Source organism: Flavobacterium pectinovorum, from assembly GCF_006438875.1.
Taxonomy (GTDB): Bacteria; Bacteroidota; Bacteroidia; order Flavobacteriales; family Flavobacteriaceae; genus Flavobacterium; species Flavobacterium pectinovorum_A.
Map to the genome: position 1 here is coordinate 24,967 of NZ_RCZH01000006.1, position 19,928 is coordinate 44,894.

The window sequence follows — 19,928 nt, forward strand, 5'->3', positions numbered from 1 at the left end:
GCCACAGATTATAGAGATTAAAATGATTTTTTTTCGCCACGAATTTCACGAATGAGCACGAATTAATTTGTGAAAATTCGTGAAATTCGTGGCGAAAAAACTTTGCGAACTCGTGCGAACGTTGTTTTTTTTTAAACATACTATTAGATAAAATCTTAGCGCGCTTTGCGTTAAAATTATTCTACAAAAAAACCGCAATTACATTACTGTAACTACGGTTTTTCCTTTATAACAATTTTCTTTAATCTCTGATTATACTAAACCGGCTGAAATTAAATATTCAGCGATTTGAATTGTGTTTGTTGCAGCACCTTTTCGCAAATTGTCAGCAACAATCCACATGTTTAAAGTGTTTTCCTGGCTTTCGTCACGACGAATTCTTCCAACAAAAACATCATTTTTACCTTCTGCATACAATGGCATTGGGTAAGTAAAAGTATCTAAGTTATCCTGAACTACTACTCCATCTGTATGGTGCAAAATTTCACGAACTTCATTTACATCAAAATCATTTGTAAACTCAACATTTACTGCCTCACTATGCCCGCCAACAACAGGAACACGAACGGCAGTAGCTGTAACTCTAATCGTGTTATCACCAAGGATTTTTTGAGTTTCACGCACTAATTTCATCTCTTCTTTAGTGTATCCGTTTTCTTCAAAACTATCGCAATGTGGGATTGCATTTCTATGAATTGGATATTTATAAGCCATTTCTCCCTGAATTCCAGCGTACTCATTTTCTAATTGTCTTACCGCTTTTACACCCGTTCCGGTGATTGATTGATAAGTAGAAACGATGATCCTTTTGATGTTGTATTTTTTATGCAAAGGTGCCAAAGTCAAAACCATTTGAATAGTCGAGCAGTTTGGATTTGCAATAATTTTATCTTCTTTTGTTAATGAAGAAGCGTTGATTTCAGGAACTACCAATTTTTTAGTTGGGTCCATTCTCCAAGCCGATGAGTTGTCAATAACCGTTGTTCCGGCTGCAGCAAATTTTGGAGCCCATTCTAATGATGTATCTCCTCCGGCAGAAAACAAAGCAATATCAGCTTTCATATCCACTGCAGTCTGCATTCCTACAACCTTATATTTTGTTCCTTTATATTCTATTTCTTTTCCTACTGATCTTTCAGATGCAACAGGAATTAATTCTGTAACAGGAAAATTTCTTTCTGCCAAAACTTTAAGCATTATCTCGCCAACCATACCAGTGGCACCTACAACGGCTATTCTCATTTTTATATCTTTAGTATGAATTAATCTAATTTACTCTGCAAAAGTAGCTATAATAAAAAACAAAACAAGGCGCTTCACAAAAAATAACAAAATGTTACAAATCAAACAAAACAAAAATTAATTTAAATCCTTAACTAGTAAAATACCGCATTTAGCGTTCGTTAATTATGTCAAAAGGCGTCCCGAAGGAACCAATACTTTTTAAATACTCTTTATCTTCTTCAGTGAGTTCATTTGTTCCTAGTCCGATATCCTCCCAAACTTTACCATCTTGTCGTTTAAGTGCAAATTCAATTGCAGCAATTTTTGGTTTCTTGTTGAGTCCCAACATTGTTAAGTCTATAAATTGCCCCACTTTGACTGCTCCCTTTACTATTTGTCCTAACAAGAAAAAATCCCTTCCTGTTATTTGAAAAGAGTTGTTAAGTTTAAATTGAGCAACCGTTACATTGTGCCAATTGTGCCCACAAAAACGACATTGCCTTGCATATGGTGTTCTTGAAAGTTGATTGCATTTTGGACAATTATTGAAGAATACTTTATTAAGATTTTGAGATAAAATTCTATTTGCAGTATTTAATTCAAATTGTTTATAGCCACTTTTAAGTAAATTCAGTACATTTTGATCAGAAGTAAGCCAACCTTTTTCTCTATAGATTTTTATCAAATTTGCATTGTCCGAAATTGAATTTTCTAATTTATCAGTTGAGTTATTGTGCCGAATAGCCATTCTTTCTAAATCTGTCAACAAATTAGGAAAGTAATTGATTATATATTTTGCTGTTTGAGTATCCACTTTTATTCTGTTACGGTTCTTTTTAATATCACAATAAAATTACCAAATCTGCTTATGATTATTACAAAAAAACCGTCCCAATTAAGGAACGGTTTAGTTAGACTTAGTGTAGCGGTATATTATTTATTTTTTAAAAGATCTCTAATTTGTGTTAGTAACTCTTCTTGAGTTGGTCCGGCTGGCGGAGGAGCAACTTCATTTTTCTTTTTAGCATGGTTAATTCCCTTGATGATGAGAAACAACACAAAAGCAACAATTATAAAGTTAATTACTGCCGAAAGAAACAAACCATACTTGACTCCTCCAAAAGCAGTTAGCTCTTCTATCGTAGACAAATGTGCCGCATCTAAAGCCGGTTTCAGTATTAATGGCGTAATTACATTTTCAATTAATGAGCTTACAATTTTACCAAAAGCAGCTCCAATGATTACACCGACAGCCAAATCGACTACGTTGCCTTTCATTGCAAATTCCTTAAATTCTGAAAATATCCCCATAATTGTTTATTTTTAGTTTATAATTAAATGTGTATCGAAAATACGTAATTTTCTTTATATTTCTTACAATTATCTAAAAAATACCCGTTTTACACGCTGCGAAATACTTGTCATAATTTCATACGGAATCGTTTTCAAAGCTTCAGCCATTTCTATAACTGTCGGGCTTTCGCCGAAAATAATCACCGAATCTCCTTCTTTACAATCTATATGACTTACATCAACCATTAACATATCCATACAAACGCTGCCAACAATTGATGCTTTTTGGTTTTTGATTACTACAAATCCAACCTGATTTCCCCATAATCTCGAAATCCCATCAGCATAACCAATTGGAATCGTTGCTATTCTGGTTTCTTTCTCTGCCATAAAACGACGACCATAACCAACGCTATCACCATTTGGAATGGTACGAACCTGAGAAATTATCGATTTTAAGGTTCCAACGTTTTCCAAATATTTTTGTTCTGCAGGATCGTTAGAAACTCCGTACAAACCAATTCCTAAACGGACCATATTAAATTGTGCATTTGGGAAATTGCTGATTCCCGAAGTATTCAGAATATGACGAATTGGGTTTATATTTAATGCCGAAATTAATTTTGACGACAATTGATCGAACAAATTAATCTGCGAAAGCACAAAGTCAAAATGTTTCACTTCGTCGCTTGTGGCAAGATGCGACAAGACACTTTTTACTTTTACTGATGAATTTCCTTTTAAGGTTTCAATCAATTCGTTTAAATTATGCTCTTCAAAACCTAAACGATGCATTCCTGTATCGAGTTTTATATGAATTGGAAAGTCTTTTAAATTCTTTTCGCGTGCAATTTTCAAAAAGGCATTTAATCCTTTTATACTATAAATTTCCGGCTCTAACTGATATTGAATTATCGACGGAAAACTAGTCGATTCAGGATTCAAAACCATAATTGGCAATTTTATTCCGCCATTTTTAAGTGAGATTCCTTCATCGGCGAAAGCCACACCTAAATAATCTACCTTATGATGTTCGAGTAATTTTGTAATTTCCAATCCTCCGTTTCCATAACCAAACGCTTTGACCATAACCATGATTTTCACATCATCGGACAATTTTGATTTATAGTAATTCAGATTATGACTAATCGAATCCATGTTGATTTCAAGAACTGTTTCATGCGTTTTTTCTTCAAGCAAAGAAACAATTTGCTCAAACTGAAACGACCTTGCTCCTTTTATTAAAATAGTTTCATTATTGAAATTCAAACTTTCAATTTGAGTAATAAATTCAGTTGTATTTTGAAAGGTTATACAGTTCGAAAATTTAGCTGCAAAGGAAGAAATAGTTGTTCCGATTGCTATAACCCGATTTACTTTATTATCGGCGATAAGCTGTGCAACTTTTGTATATAATTCTTCGTTTGAAAATCCGCTTTGAACAATATCAGATAAAATAATTGTTTTAGACGCATTCTTTTTATTCTGACTTTCCAGAAAATCCAAAGCAATTTTTAGCGACTGAAAATCAGAACTGTAACTATCATCGATAATACTGCAATTGTTGATTCCGTTTTTAACTTCCAATCGCATTCGAACCGGATACAGCATTTGCATACGGTTTTGAATCGTGCCAAAATCATACATAAAATAAAGTAAAACCAACAAACAGGAAACTGCATTTTCTATCGAAGCCGAATCGCTAAAAGGTATTTCTAAACTAAACGTTTCGCCTTTATATTTATATTGAATAATCGTTGTGTCGTTTTTGTTTTCTTTTTTCAGAATAAAAACATCGGCAGAATTATCGGTAAAACTCCAGGAGAAAAGTTGCCTTTCTGCTGAATCATTATCTTTTAAAAACTCCTTTAAGCACAAATCAACAATTTCATTTTTTTGATAAATAATCACTTCTGATTGTTTGAAAAGCAATAATTTCTCGTTGATTTTTTGTTCCAGATTCTGAAAACCTTCATCGTGTGCCGAACCAATATTCGTCAAAACACCAATTGTAGGTTTAATGATTTTCTCGAGATTAACCATTTCGTTTACCGTCGAAATTCCAGCTTCAAAAATGCCTAAATTATGTTTCCCATTAATCGCAATAACAGACAATGGAACTCCAACCTGCGAGTTGTAACTTTTAGGACTTCTGATAATATTATAATCCGGACTCAGTAAAAAATTAAGCCATTCTTTTACAATTGTTTTTCCGTTACTTCCGGTCAGTCCGATAATTGGAAAATCAAACAGATCTCTGTAATAACCGGCAAATTCCTGCAAAGCATCTAAGGGATTTTTTACCACTAGAAAATTTGCTTTTCCGGAACAATTCTCAGGAATATATTGTACTACAAAGTTCTGAACGCCATTTTCTATAAGTTCAGGAATATACAAATGAGCATCATTATTAACGCCTGACAAGGCAAAAAACAAGGTTTTCGATCCGTTTTGCAGCGAACGACTGTCAATCGAAATATGATCGACAAAAATATCAGTGTCTGAGCCAATCCATTCCGCTTTTAGAACTGGGATTAGGCTTTTTAAGTTTATGCTCATTTAGAAAATTTCTTTTGTCAAATTTAAAAAAAGGTTTGCCACGAATCTCACAAATTTTCACTAATTATTTTTTGCCACAGATTAAAAGGATTAAGATGATTTCTTATCTGTGTTAGTTTTTTAGCCACGAATTTCACGAATTTTCGCGAATTATTTTTTCGTACTGATTTGTGAAAATTCGTGAAATTCGTGGCGAAAAAAAAATAATCTTTTTTAATCATTTTAATCTGTGGCAAAAAAAGAATAAGTCAAAAACCATTATTTGTTTATATTTGCTTGACACCACTAAATAGTACGTTTTGAAAAAAATACTTCCAATATTTTCCTATATTCTACATCCGATCTTCATATCGATGTATGCCACTTTATTTTATCTGTTTTGTAAAAATGATATTTTTACGAATCAGGAAAAATATTATGTTTTATTTCAGATTCTGATCATTACAATCTTAGTTCCAATATTGTTTTTCTTACTGTTACGTTCAACAGGACATGTAAAATCTGTAATGGTTCATGAAACTTCGCAACGCAAAATTCCGCTTGTTTTACAGTGTTTTTTATATATTTTATTGGTCAAAAGAAGCATTGTAATTGCACGTTATCCAGAGTTGCATTTCTTTTTTCTTGCAGCCTTATTTAGCACCATTTTGGCTTTAGTATGTTCGCTTTTTAAAATTAAAGCAAGCTTACACATGATGGCCATTAGCGGATTTACAATTTTTGTAATTGGCTTATCGATTCACTTGCAATTGCAAAATCCTTACTGGTCGGCTCTTTTGATTTTATTGACCGGTATTGTAGCATCTTCGCGATTAGAAATGGAAGCTCACTCTCCAAACGAATTATTAATCGGGACGTTTATTGGAATTTTACCGCAATTGCTGTTTTTGTATCTGTGGTTATAATATGTAGAATATTAATCCCGCATTGAGCGTTCTCACATCGATATTTTGTCCGGAAACCGTTTGTAGGTTTTTCTTAAACAAAGTGTTTAAACCATAATTGATATAAACATTCCAGGTATTATAACCCGCAGCCAAATAAACACCGTATTGAAATTTATTTATATCCGGATTATTAGTGACTTTATACGTTTCTTCGCCATTATCCAATACAGATTTATTGGAGAAAACATAGCTTAATTTAAATCCGCCATAAATTCTCCAGAACTTATAACTTTCATAAGTCGAATTTCTCCATCGAAACTCTATTGGAAGATCTACTAAATATTGACGGTATCTATTGGAAGTAATATCATTATAATCACTGACTTCATAAGCCAAACCTCCGCTTGGAGTTTGTAAAATAGTAAGATTCTGATAATAATTCTGATAACTCAAACCTAAACCTGTAGCAATTGCAATGGTTCTTTTTTTATTAATAGGCATATCGCGCAAGAATCCTGCTGAAAGTCCGGCAGAAAACTTATTCTGTTTAAGCCCTTGCGGAACCTGAGTCAGAAGATTATAGGTGATCGAAAAATAAAACTGGTCTTCCCGATATAGGGAATCGATTTTTACAATCGGTGCAATTTTAGGTTTTGTCTCTTCTTGCGAAAAAACATTGAAAAACGATACTAAAAACAAACAACTAAAAAGAAATCGCATATCGTATTTTGGTTTTAAAGAGTTTTTCAAGTAAACGTTTTTTAGGGTCTATTTATTTTACTTACAAATATAATATAATGATAGTTCAGCTGACAATTAGAACGTAATTATTCTCTTTTTATCGACGAATAAAACCATTTGTTGCGCTTTTTTCAATAAATAACCAATAGAATCTAAAAAATAGAACGTTTTTTCATTGCGCTTTTATACCTTTGCATTGCATGAAGAAAAAGCAGCTCATATTAAGTGTTTCTTTCGCTCTAACAATATTGTTCTCGATATTGTTTCAGTCGATACACAGTTATGAGCATATTGTAAAGCAACTTTCAGAAAAGCAATGTCATCACGACTACAGTGATCCAAGCGGAGAAATAACGCATCAGCACCATAATTATGACCTATGTTATGTATGTCATTTTACTTTTGGAAGCTATATTGTTCCTCAGGAATTTTCATTTCAATTTCGCACCTTTCACAAAGAAATTCCTTATTTCTTTGCCCTTTCAGAAAAGATATTTCCATTTTCAGAAAGTGCCTATTTATTGCGCGGTCCTCCTCAAACTATAGTTGCTTAAATTTCGAACATTCGAAATAAAATCAAAAATCTTTTTAATCTAATTCAAAAAAATTAGTCGATTTCCCCATTCTGAAACTTTTCAGGATCGGCAAATTTTACTATTCTGTTTGGTTTTTGTTTTAAAAGAAAAAATCTAAACACATAGATCATATATTGTTATTAAAGAGGTCGTTAAAAAGAAATATATTTCTTTCACATAGATAAAAGCTATGTGCATTTTAACAAAGTGAAACGCCTTTTCGAATACTTTAAATACTATGTTACTATGTGTTAAAAAACGCTCAACGAGTTTAACTATAGCATCATTTTCAAATGAAAAAAATAATATTAGCCCTTATTTTAGGGTTTTCGAGCCTGCTTTCGGCTCAAAATTCAGTTTCAGGAACGGTAACGAATCTTGAAAACAAACCTATGCCAAACGTTTCTGTTTATGCGCCTGAATTACACAAAGGAACTAAGACTGATGAAAACGGAAAATACGAATTTAAGAATCTTCCAAATGGAAGTTTAGGACTTGCTTTTTCTTTTGTTGGATATACCACTCAAAATAAAACTATCAATAAACTATTAAAACAAAACACGCTGGATATATCGCTTACGGAATCTATTTTTGAAATGGATGAAGTTGTCGTTTCAACGCCTTTCAACAAATTGCAATCGCAAAACGTAATGAAAGTTGAGCATGAAAGCATCAAAACGTTACAACAAAAAGGAACTTCGACTTTAATCGAAGGTTTAGCAACGATTCCGGGAGTTTCACAAATTTCTACCGGAACTTCTATCGGAAAACCGGTAATTCGCGGACTTAGCGGAAACCGTGTTTTGGTCTATTCGCAAGGTGTTCGTATCGAGAATCAGCAGTTTGGAGACGAACATGGTTTAGGTTTAAATGATGCCGGAATCGAAAGTGTTGAAGTTATAAAAGGACCTGCTTCATTATTGTACGGTTCTGATGCTTTAGGTGGAGTTTTGTATTTTAATCCTGAGAAATTTGCGGACGCGAATACGTTTAAAGCTAATTTCAGTCAAAAATATTTTACCAATACACAAGGAAGTAATTCTTCTATTGGATTAAAAACGTCTACTGATAATTGGAAATTTCTGGCTCGCGGAAGTTTCAACACACATTCTGATTATAAAATTGCCGATGGAGAACGCGTAACAAACACTCGTTATAACGAAACTGACTTTAAAACCGGAATTGGTTACAGTAACTCAAGCTTTTCAAGTGTTTTGAGATATAATTACAATAAATTAGATCTTGGAATGCCGGATAATGGAATTGGAGAACAATCTTCAAGTAAAAACACAGAATTCCCAAGACAAGGAATCTTCAATCATTTATTGAGTTTGAACAATGTTATCTTTTTTGAAAACTCAAAATTAGATGTTGATTTAGGTTATATCGCCAATGACAGAAGCGAGTTTGAAAATAGTAATAACGCTTCTCTTCATATGAAACTGAATACTTTTAATTACAATGCTAAATATCATTTTCCGAAGTTTGGTAAAATTGAAGCTATTTTTGGCGTTCAGGGAATGCATCAAACGAATACTAATTCTGGAGAAGAATACTTGATTCCTGACGCAACAACGAATGATTTTGGTGCTTTTGGAACTGCAAATTACGAATGGGGAAGTAATGTTTTGCAAGCGGGATTGCGTTTTGACAATAGAAAAATTACTTCTATAGCACACGGAATTGAAGGCGAAGAAGGCTATTTTCAGGCTTTAGACCGATCATTTGACAGCTTCAATGCTTCTTTAGGATACAAAACAAAACTGGCTGAACCTTTAACGCTTCGATTGAATGTTGCTACAGGATTTAGAGCGCCAAATTTAGCCGAATTAACTTCAAACGGTGTACATGAAGGTACAAACCGATATGAAATTGGAAATGCTGCTTTGAAAACAGAACAAAACGTTCAGACTGATTTAAATTTAGAATACAAAAACACACATTTTGAGTTTTTCATTAACGGTTTTTACAATCATATCAATAATTACATCTACACTTCGCCAACGGGAGAAGTTCGTGAAGACAATAATGTTTTTGCTTATACTCAGGATAATGCCAATTTGTATGGTGGTGAAGTTGGTTTGCATTTTCACCCGCATCCGTTAGATTGGTTACATTTTGAGACTAGCTTTGAAACTGTAACGGGCAAAAAGCAAAACGGTGATTATTTGCCTATGATTCCGGCAAATAATTGGAATAATACATTAAGAACGGAGTTCAAAATCAAAGATTGGTTCCAAGAAGGATATGCTTCCCTAAATGTTTCCTCAACTTTTAATCAGAGTAACGTAAGCGGTTTTGAAACGGCTTCAAACGGATATACGTTGGTAAATCTTGGCTTTGGCGGAACTGTAAAACTTGGGAAACATGCTTTTGATGTGAACCTGAACGGAAACAATATATTTGATAAAAAATACATTGCTCACCTTTCAAGATTAAAAACAGACGGAATTCCTAATATTGGAAGAAATATTGTTCTGGGAGTTAATTTCAACTTGTAATTTTAATCTAAACCATATAAGTTATATAAGTTCATTTAAGTTTAGCCTCAGCTTATATTTACTTATATAACTTATATAGTTTAAACTTTGTTTCACAACAAAAAGTTTTATTTTTGTTATAACCGTTTAAACTTAAACAATGAAAAAAACATTTCTTATAATGGCTATTACAACCGCAGGAATTTCATTTGGACAGAATAAAATTCAATATCCCGAAACTAAAAAGGGAGAAACTGTTGATGTTTATTTTGATACCAAAGTTAGTGATCCATATCGCTGGCTTGAAGACGACAAATCAGCAGAAACAGGAGCTTGGGTAAAGGCTCAAAATGAAGTTACTTATGGATATCTGGATAAAATCCCTTTCCGTGATGAACTTAAAAAACGCATGGAAAAATTGTGGAACTATGAAAAAATTAGTGCTCCATATACAGAAGGGAAATTTACTTATTATTCAAAAAACAACGGACTTCAAAATCAATCTGTTGTTTATAGAAAAGGACAAAATGGTAAAGAGGAAGTTTTCTTAGATCCTAATACTTTTTCGAAAGACGGAACGACTTCGCTTGGCGGATTGGATTTTTCGAAAGACGGAAATAAAGCCGCTTATGCCATTTCTGAAGGCGGAAGCGATTGGAGAAAAGTAATTATTATCGATGCATTGTCTAAAAAAGTTTTGGAAGATACTTTGGTCGATGTAAAATTTAGTGGTGTTTCCTGGCATGGTAACGAAGGTTTTTATTACTCTAGTTATGAGAAACCAAAGGGAAGTGAATTATCTGCAAAAACTGATCAGCATAAATTGTATTTTCATAAACTGGGAACTTCTCAAAAAGAGGACAAAGTAATCTTTGGCGCAGACCAAAAACGTAGATATGTTGGTGGTCATGTTACAGAAGACGATCGTTTTTTAGTAATTACTGCAGCAAATTCTACTTACGGAAACGAATTATATATTAAAGACTTAACGGTTCCAAATAGTCCTATTATTACTATTGTAGACAATTTTAATACTTCAAATTCTATTATTGAAAATGAAGGGAATAAATTGTTTATCGAAACGGACTTAAATGCGCCTAACAGTCGCGTTATTTCGGTTGATTTTAGCAATCCAAAACCTGAAAACTGGAAAGATTTCATCAAGGAAACTCAAAATACTTTATCGCCTTCAACTGGTGGTGGATTCTTTTTTGCCAATTATACTAAAGATGCCGTTTCGTTTGTACAACAATATGATTACAGCGGAAAATTACTTCGTGAAATCAAACTTCCGGCGGTAGGAACTGCTGGTGGATTTGGAGGAAAAAAACAGGATAAAACATTGTACTACAGCTTTACCAATTATACTACGCCGGGAACCATTTATTCTCTTGAGCCAAAATCAGGCAAATCAGAAGTATATCAAAAACCTAAAGTTGATTTTAAAAGTGAAGATTACGAATCAAAACAAGTATTCTACACTTCAAAAGACGGAACTAAAATCCCGATGATTATCACGTATAAAAAAGGATTAAAACTTGACGGTAAAAACCCAACTATTTTATACGGTTATGGCGGATTCAGCATTAGCTTAACGCCAAGTTTCAGCATTGCAAACGCTGTCTGGATGGAAAATGGCGGTGTTTATGCTGTTGCCAATTTAAGAGGTGGTGGTGAATATGGTAAAAAATGGCACGATGCGGGAACTAAATTGCAAAAGCAAAATGTATTTGACGATTTTATTGCGGCTGGCGAATATTTAATTGCTCAAAAATATACTTCATCAGATTTCTTAGCGATTCGCGGTGGTTCTAACGGAGGTTTGTTAGTTGGTGCAACAATGACGCAACGTCCTGATTTAATGAAAGTAGCTTTACCGGCTGTTGGCGTAATGGATATGTTGCGTTATCATACTTTTACTGCCGGTGCAGGTTGGGCTTACGATTACGGAACTTCTCAGGATAATAAAGAAATGTTTGAATACCTTAAAGGATATTCTCCGGTTCAAAACGTTAAAAAAGGCGTTCAATATCCTGCAACTATGGTTACAACGGGTGATCATGATGATCGTGTGGTTCCTGCGCATAGTTTTAAATTTGCCGCTGAATTGCAAGACAAGCAAACAGGAAACAATCCAGTTTTGATTCGTATTGATGTAAAAGCGGGTCATGGAGCAGGAAAATCTGTTGCCGCAACAATTCAGGAAAATGTAGACATTCAAGCATTCACACTTTACAATATGGGATTTAAAGCTTTGCCTAAAAAGTAAACTTTAGTCTATTTTTTTTATAGCCACGAATTCACGAATTATTTTGTGAGTTCGTGGTTTTTTTGTACTGCATTTTTTGCCACGAATTGCACAAATTAGCACGAATTTAATTGGTGTAAATTCGTGAAATTCGTGGCGAACCTTTTTATTAAAATCTGTGTACATCTGCTTAAATCTCTTTATCCCGATAGCTATCGGGAGCGTGAAAAAATAACGTGAATTCATAGCTAACTTTTTAAGTAGTATCAAAATAAAAATTCGAGAAAATTCGTGAAATTCGTGGCGAACCTTTTTATTAAAATCTGCGTTCATCTGCTTAAATCTTTTTATCCCGATAGCTATCGGGAGCGTGAAAAAATAATTCGTGAAAATTAGCGCAATTCGTGGCAAACCTTTTTTAAATTTGAATTAACTAAAAAAAGCAGAAAATGAAAATTGTAAAATGGGGAATTATAGGTTGTGGAAATGTAACGGAAGTAAAAAGCGGACCTGCATTTCAGAAAACTCCAAACTCATCTTTAGTTGCTGTAATGCGCAGGGATGCAGCCCTTGCCGAAGATTATGCTAAACGCCATAATGTTCCTAAATGGTATTCAAATGCAGTTGATTTAATTAATGATCCTGAAGTTGATGCCGTTTATATTGCAACTCCTCCATCGTCTCATAAAGAATATACTATTTTGTGTGCCAAAGCCGGAAAACCTGTGTACGTGGAGAAACCAATGGCTTTGACCTTTGAAGAATGCAACGAAATGATCAGTGTTTGCAAAGAACACAATGTACCTTTATTTGTAGCGTATTATAGAAGAAGTTTACCCCGATTCTTAAAGATTAAAGAACTAATTGACCAAAATAAAATAGGAACAATAAGACATGTAAACTGTATTTTATACCATCCGTTTGAAGAAAGATATGATGACGAAATCAATCTTCCCTGGACGGTTTTACCACATATTTCCGGTGGTGGAATTTTTGTTGATTTGGCTTGCCATACTTTAGATTTTCTTGATTTTGTATTAGGTCCGATTAAATCTGTTCGTGGACATGCAAGTTCGCAACTTCTTGCCTATCCTGCCGAAGATTCCGTTTCGATGTCTTTTTTATTCGAAAATGGAATTCACGGAACCGGTTTATGGAATTTTACCAGTTTTGAACGTTATGACAATACTGATATAGTAGGTGATAAGGGAAAAATCTCTTTCTCAACTTTTGGCAATGATCCTATTCATATTCAATACATAAATGGAGAGAAAGAAAGTATCACGATCGAAAATCCGGTTCATATTCAGCAACCTCTTATTGAAACTGTTGTTGCAGAACTCTTAGGCAATGAAGGTGTCAATCCATCAAAAGGAAATTCAGCCGCAAGAACAACCTGGGTTATTGATGAAGTTTTGAAGGAGTTTAGGAATTCTTGATACTATTAGAATTTTGAATTGCTTCCAGTTTTAGCTCAATGTCATTAAGTTAAGCTTTTTTTTTAGATAATTAAGACTAAAAAAAAATCGCGCAAAGTCGCAAAGCCGCCAAGTTTACATACATTTTCTTTGCGACTTTGCGACTTTGCGCGATTTATTCGGCAATATTCTCTTAACTTAATGACATTGAGCTAAAACTGGAAGCAATTCAGAATTTCTATCGGGATTAGCTCCTAAAGAAATGCTATGGATGAATTAAAATCCGTTGTAAAATAAACAGATTACGCAATCTTTTCATTTCGACGAAGGAGAAATCACACTAGAAATTACGCAAAGAAAATCGCCAATCTTTGTCGAGTTACGCGTGTGATTTCTCCTTCGTCGAAATGACAAAAAAGCACAAAAAAAGAGGATATTCATTTGAATATCCTCTTTTTTATAAACTATAAATGTCTTTAGAATTATAGGCTGTATTTAAGACCTAAAGTTAATCCTAAACCTGAGATTCCAACGTAAGAACTTAACTCATCCATTGGTTTGTCTTTGTTTACTCCATTTGGATTAGTTAGAGCATTATTAGAATTAACATCTAAACCATCTCTGTAATTAGTATGAATTTGAGCTGTAGTTCTAGTTCCTAATTTATCAGCGCCATTAACTGTAAAGTCTGTAGTTTCTTTAGTTTTTCCGTGTACTGTAAAGTTACGGTATTCCAATTCAGCAAAAGCTGAGATATGTTTTCCTAATTTATAAGAAGTACCCATAGCAGCAGAGAATCCTAATGTTGGGTTTGGTTTTACTTTATCAACACTGTGAACGTTTCCAAAAACTGGAGCTCCAGTACCTGGATTAACTCCAACTGGTGCAACTGCGTCTGTAGTAATTTCTAAATCCCCGTGAATTGGAACTAAAACTCCAACTTTAGTATATGGTTCAAAACCATGAGATTCTCCTAAAAACATTACGATAGACGGAGCAATATCAAAGGCAGTAATTTCACCTACTGATTTGAAATTATAAATTCCTGTTGTTGCAGATGTTGGGATATATGGTGTATCAGATGTTGTTTGTGCCATTGTTTTAGAATTACTTGAGTAGTAATTTGCTCCTAATTCAACTCCTAAACGTGCTGAAAAACGGTAACCTGCTGTAATTCCTGTTCTAAATCCTTGTCCAAATGAACCTGTAATACTTTTTTCAGATACTAATTTTCCTCCAACATAAGTTCTATCTAATGCTGCATTTCCTCCAACTGTTGGAAATTCAGTAGAAGCAGTTTGGTTGAAATAAGATCCACCAATTTTAAAATACCAAGTTTCTGGTTTATCTGCTTTTTCTGTTTGCGCCATTGTGGCCATAGAGCAAACTAATAATCCTAATAAAAATAGGTTCTTTTTCATAATTCTGATTTAATTAATTTATACAAACATAGAATATTTTAACATATGTCTAAAGTTTGCTTTGTTAGACTTAGAACGAAATCGTTGTAATTTTAAGCAATATTACTAAAAAAGTATTATGCATGCATATTTTTAACTAAAAAAAAATGCATTCAATTAAATTTTAACTGTTAAAATTTAGTTTAGCTTAAAATTTACCTGCATTTTCTCTAATTCATGCAATAGTTCAGCAGAAATCTTAATTTTTAACCTGCGGCTTGGCAGTGTTAATTTGGTTACTACTTTTATTTCTTCGATCTCATTTACTTCCTGAATCTTTGTTTCCTCTATAGAAACCTCTCCATCTTCGGCTTCATCTGCAAAAACAGGATCGTCGCTTTCTTCAAAATCAGTTGGTGTTTCGACCTCAACCAAGCGTTTTATTTTTTCTAACTCCATGATTTCAAATGCCACGGTATTGTCTCCTTTATTCTCATTAAATAGCTCACTCAACTTGTATATAAAATCTTCCTGCAAGTCTTTTATATTCAATAATAAAATCAATTTCTTGGCAAATGCTTCCAGAATATCCTGCAATTGTCTTATCTCAACAAATTGCATTCTTGGATCTGATTTTTTGCCTGTATCGTGATTTACCCAACCGTCTTTTATTAAAATTTTAAGGAAAGCAAAATTATTCTGAATTAGAAAATGGCGGAATTTTAAGTATTCTTCACCAAAAATCTTAAACTCATAACTTTCATCATATCCTTCTAAATTGAATACTGCCCAGCCTTTTCCGTTTTTTGCCACACGATGCTGCACGTTATTAATGATTCCGGCAAAATTTAGATTTTTACCTACATATTCATTCATGCTTTTCAGCGATTCTAATCTGGCATTACAAAAGTATTTCATCTCATATCTAAAATCATCCAAAGGATGTCCGGAAATATAAATTCCAACTACTTCTTTCTCTTTGGCTAATTTTTCCATTGTACTCCAATCTTCGCATGGGGGCACAACAGGTTCATCAATCTGAACTTCACTCGTTTCTCCAAACAAACTTACCTGCGACGAATTTTCGTTTTCCTGAAACTTCGATCCATAACGAATTGCTTTTTCATAAAATGTAATTCCGTCGCCATCATCATGAAAATATTGTGCTCTTGTTGTTCCTTCAAACGAATCAAAACCTCCGGCAAGTGCCAGATTTTCGATTGCTTTTTTATTGGCTGCACGCAAATCAATACGTTTTGCCAAATCAAAAATCGACTTATATCTACCGTCTTTCCTGCTTTCTACAATTGTTGCCACAGCTCCGGAACCTACTCCTTTAATAGCTCCCATCCCAAAACGTACCGCATATTCGTCATTTACAGTAAATTTATAATACGACTCATTGACATCCGGTCCTAAAACCTGTAATCCCATTCGTTTACATTCTTCCATAAAAAATGATACTTGTTTAATATCATTCATATTATTCGAAAGAACCGCAGCCATGTATTCTGCAGGATAATGCGCTTTTAAATAAGCGGTTTGATACGCAATCCAAGCATAACAAGTCGAGTGAGATTTGTTGAAGGCGTAACTCGCAAATGCTTCCCAGTCTTTCCAGATTTTCTCTAAAATTTTAGCATCATGACCTTTTTTCGCCGCTTGTTCCACAAATTTAGGCTTCATTTTATCCAGAACTTCCTTTTGTTTTTTACCCATCGCTTTACGCAAAACGTCGGCTTCACCTTTTGTAAAGTCAGCCAGCGATTGCGACAAAAGCATTACCTGCTCTTGGTAAACGGTAATTCCATAGGTTTCTCCTAAATATTCTTCACAGGCATCTAAATCGTATTTGATTTCTTCTTCACCATTTTTCCTTCTTACGAAAGATGGGATATACTCCAAAGGTCCCGGACGATATAAAGCATTCATGGCAATTAAATCTCCAAAAACCGTTGGTTTCAGATCCTTCATATATTTCTGCATTCCGGGTGACTCGTATTGGAAGATTCCAACCGTTTCTCCTCTTTGGAAAAGTGCATATGTTTCAACATCATCAATCGGGAAAGTATCCGGATCTAAGTCAATTCCGTTTCTATATTTTACCAGTTTAACGGTATCTTTTATTAGCGTAAGGGTCTTCAGACCCAAGAAGTCCATTTTAAGTAATCCGGCACTTTCTGCCACCGAGTTATCAAACTGTGTTACATATAAATCAGAATCTTTTGCGGTGGTTACAGGAACGAAATTCGTAATATCCGATGGCGTAATAATTACCCCACAGGCGTGAATTCCGGTATTTCGCATCGATCCTTCAAGGATTTTTGCCTGTTGAATCGTTTCTCCTGCCAAATCATCTTCATTGGCAATGGCGATTAATTCTTTTACATTATCAAATTCATCTGAACGAAGAGCTTTTTTAACCTCATCTTCGCTTTCAGAAATAAAACGCGCCAAATTCCATTTGGATGGCATCATTGCCGGAATCAGTTTTGCAATTCTATCGGCTTCAAATAATGGTAAATCCAGTACACGAGCCGTATCACGAATCGCTGATTTGGTTGCCATTTTACCATAAGTGATAATTTGCGCTACCTGATTCTGACCGTATTTATTGATTACATAATCCATAACACGACCACGACCCTCGTCATCAAAGTCAATATCAATATCGGGCATGGATACACGATCCGGATTTAGGAAACGCTCAAAAAGCAAATCATACTTAATGGGGTCAATATTGGTAATTCCTAAACAATATGCAACCGCAGATCCCGCCGCAGATCCACGACCGGGACCAACCGAAACATCCATTTTTCTAGCTTCGGCGATGAAATCCTGAACGATCAAAAAGTAACCAGGATATCCGGAATTTGAAATCGTTAATAGTTCAAAATCCAAACGTTCCTGAATCGATTCTGTAATTTCGCCATATCTTCTTGCTGCTCCAACCATTGTCAGGTGTCGCAAATATTTATTTTCACCTCGAACTCCGCCATCAGCTTCATCTTCAACAACAACAAACTCTTCTGGAATATCAAATTTAGGAAGCAATACATCTCTGTAAAGCGAATAAATTTCGACTTTGTCTACAATTTCCTGAATATTGATGATCGAATCCGGTAAATCGGCAAAGAGTTTTTTCATCTCTTCTCCTGACTTATAATAATATTCCTGATTTGGTAATCCGTAACGATATCCTCGACCACGACCAATTGGTGTAGCTTGTTTTTCACCATCTTTTACACACAACAAAATATCGTGCGCATTGGCGTCTTCTTTATTTAAATAATAGGTATTGTTTGTCGCAATTAATTTGACATTGTGCTTTTGAGAAAACTCAATCAGGGTTTTATTTACACGATTTTCATCTTCCTGATTGTGACGCATAATCTCCAGATAGAAATCATCGCCAAATTGTTCTTTCCACCAAATCAAAGCTTCTTCGGCCTGGTTTTCACCGATATTTAGAATTTTACTCGGAATCTCTCCGTATAAATTTCCGGATAAAACCATGATATCTTCTTTGTATTTTTCGATAATTTTTCGATCAATTCTCGGAACATAATAGAAACCATTGGTAAATGCAATCGACGACATTTTTGCCAGATTGTGGTATCCATTTTTATTTTTGGCTAATAAAACAACCTGATTTCCGTTGTCTTTTTTGCTTTTATCCAAATGGTTGTCGCAAACATTAAACTCGCAACCCACAATTGGTTTCATTTCAGTTTCCGTTGGTTCTTCACCAGCTTCAACTAATGCCTTATTTTTTCCGGATGCTGCTTTATTGTGGTTCATAACGGCACTCACAAAGTGAAAAGCTCCCATCATGTTTCCGGTATCTGTCATGGCAACAGCTGGCATTCCGTTTTTGGCTGTAGCTGCAACTATATTTCCAATTCCTATAGTAGATTGAAGAACCGAAAACTGCGTATGATTGTGTAGATGCGCGTATTTTGCGGTTTTAAAATCTTCTCTGTCAGAATGTGAAACTGTAGTTTCTTTACCTACAGATTCTAAAGCTTTTAACTGCTCTCTGATTTTATCAGAAGCTGCTTTTAAGTTGATGTGTTTTAAACCTATTAAAGGAAATTCCTGAGGATTTCTATTCTGAAATTCCCTGAAGTAATCCTTCGGAACATCCAGTTCTTCTTTGGTAAAAACTTCTCTTCTGATTAACTCTAAAAAACAACGCGTAGTTGCCTCAACATCAGCAGTTGCGTTGTGCGCTTCCGCGAAAGGTTTATTAAAAAGATAACTATGTAATTCTGTTAGGGTTGGTAATTTAAATTTACCTCCACGACCTCCGGGAAGTTTTAGTAATGAAGCCGTAACCTCCGTACAAGTATCCAAAACCGGCATTGAACTCATAGTGGAATCCACGCCAGCTCTATGAAACTCGGCGCCCATAATATTAACGTCGAAACCTAAATTCTGACCCACAATAAATTTGGTTTTGCTTAAAGCAATATTGAATTTCTCCAAAACTTCAGCCAACGTGATTCCATCGGCTTCAGCCAATTCTGTCGAAATTCCGTGGATACGTTCTGCATCATACGGAATATTGAATCCGTCAGGTTTAACTAAATAATCCTGATGTTCTATAAGCGTTCCCATTTCGTCATGAAGCTGCCAGGCGATCTGAATACAGCGAGGCCAGTTATCAGAATCGGTTATTGGAGCATCCCAACGTTTTGGTAATCCAGTAGTTTCGGTATCGAATATTAAATACATAGAATTAAAATAGCAAAAATTAAATTCCAAATTCCAATATAAACCACTGATTATATGGATTATAAAAAATTGCTTTTTAGAAAATGGAGGAAGTTCAAATTTACACTTTTTTTAGAGAAATAACGAAGCTAAAGTTGTTAACAAAAGCATTAAATAAACCTATAGCTGTAATTCGTGAAAAAAAATAAACATATAGAAACATAGGTTTTTGTATTGTAAAAAAGAGGCTTAAAAAAATCTAGCTTTTTACACATAGTCCCGAAGCCCAATGTCATTAAGTTAAGCTTTTAAAAAATAAAATTATTGCAAATCAAATCCGTTTTTATCCGCGTTTTTACGAAGTAAATCTGTTTTATCCGCGTCAAA

At 34.4% G+C, this 19,928-nt stretch carries 11 protein-coding genes; 4 read left to right on the forward strand and 7 right to left on the reverse strand.

Features of this window, described 5'->3' with window-relative positions:
- Window positions 1-252: 252 nt before the first annotated feature.
- The 4 genes from EAH81_RS10080 to EAH81_RS10095 form a co-directional block, all read right to left on the reverse strand.
- Window positions 253-1,242, reverse strand: a complete 990-nt coding sequence (locus EAH81_RS10080; RefSeq protein WP_140506536.1) for an aspartate-semialdehyde dehydrogenase — start codon at window positions 1,240-1,242, stop codon at window positions 253-255.
- A 151-nt stretch (window positions 1,243-1,393) separates the two neighbouring features.
- Window positions 1,394-1,990: a hypothetical protein gene (locus tag EAH81_RS27700; RefSeq protein WP_194150820.1), complete on the reverse strand. Its 597-nt coding sequence runs from the start codon at window positions 1,988-1,990 to the stop codon at window positions 1,394-1,396.
- A gap of 167 nt (window positions 1,991-2,157) precedes the next feature.
- A complete protein-coding gene (mscL, locus tag EAH81_RS10090; RefSeq protein ID WP_140506539.1) occupies window positions 2,158-2,535 on the reverse strand; it encodes a large conductance mechanosensitive channel protein MscL in 378 nt (125 codons plus the stop codon).
- A 69-nt stretch (window positions 2,536-2,604) separates the two neighbouring features.
- Window positions 2,605-5,076 carry a bifunctional UDP-N-acetylmuramoyl-tripeptide:D-alanyl-D-alanine ligase/alanine racemase gene (locus tag EAH81_RS10095; RefSeq protein ID WP_140506541.1) on the reverse strand — a complete coding sequence of 824 codons (2,472 nt, stop codon included), beginning with the start codon at window positions 5,074-5,076 and terminating at the stop codon, window positions 2,605-2,607.
- A 299-nt stretch (window positions 5,077-5,375) separates the two neighbouring features.
- On the opposite strand from EAH81_RS10095, the gene EAH81_RS10100 reads away from it, so the two are divergent.
- Window positions 5,376-5,981, forward strand: coding sequence for a hypothetical protein (locus EAH81_RS10100; RefSeq protein ID WP_241676546.1), 606 nt, complete (start codon window positions 5,376-5,378; stop codon window positions 5,979-5,981).
- Here the strand turns inward: EAH81_RS10100 and EAH81_RS10105 are convergent.
- Complete coding sequence (locus EAH81_RS10105) at window positions 5,976-6,713, reverse strand: porin family protein (RefSeq protein WP_410501104.1); 738 nt, start codon at window positions 6,711-6,713, stop codon at window positions 5,976-5,978. The two genes, EAH81_RS10100 and EAH81_RS10105, sit on opposite strands and share 6 nt — an antisense overlap.
- An 859-nt stretch (window positions 6,714-7,572) precedes the next feature.
- Between EAH81_RS10105 and EAH81_RS10115 the strand changes: the two genes are divergently transcribed.
- From EAH81_RS10115 to EAH81_RS10125, 3 genes are all read left to right on the forward strand, one after another.
- Window positions 7,573-9,780, forward strand: coding sequence for a TonB-dependent receptor (locus EAH81_RS10115; protein ID WP_140506545.1), 2,208 nt, complete (start codon window positions 7,573-7,575; stop codon window positions 9,778-9,780).
- Window positions 9,781-9,919: 139 nt separating this feature from the next.
- The gene (locus EAH81_RS10120) at window positions 9,920-12,028 is read left to right on the forward strand and encodes a prolyl oligopeptidase family serine peptidase (protein ID WP_140506547.1); all 2,109 of its coding nucleotides are present in this window, start codon (window positions 9,920-9,922) and stop codon (window positions 12,026-12,028) included.
- Window positions 12,029-12,456: 428 nt separating this feature from the next.
- The gene (locus EAH81_RS10125; protein ID WP_140506549.1) at window positions 12,457-13,446 is read left to right on the forward strand and encodes a Gfo/Idh/MocA family protein; all 990 of its coding nucleotides are present in this window, start codon (window positions 12,457-12,459) and stop codon (window positions 13,444-13,446) included.
- 461 nt (window positions 13,447-13,907) lie between these two features.
- On the opposite strand, the gene EAH81_RS10130 is transcribed toward EAH81_RS10125, so the two are convergent.
- On the reverse strand, window positions 13,908-14,846 hold the full coding sequence (locus EAH81_RS10130) for an outer membrane beta-barrel protein (protein ID WP_140506551.1): 939 nt from the start codon (window positions 14,844-14,846) through the stop codon (window positions 13,908-13,910).
- Window positions 14,847-15,023: 177 nt separating this feature from the next.
- Window positions 15,024-19,562 (reverse strand): DNA polymerase III subunit alpha, encoded by a 4,539-nt coding sequence (dnaE, locus tag EAH81_RS10135; protein ID WP_140506553.1) that lies wholly within the window; start codon window positions 19,560-19,562, stop codon window positions 15,024-15,026.
- Window positions 19,563-19,928: the final 366 nt, after the last annotated feature.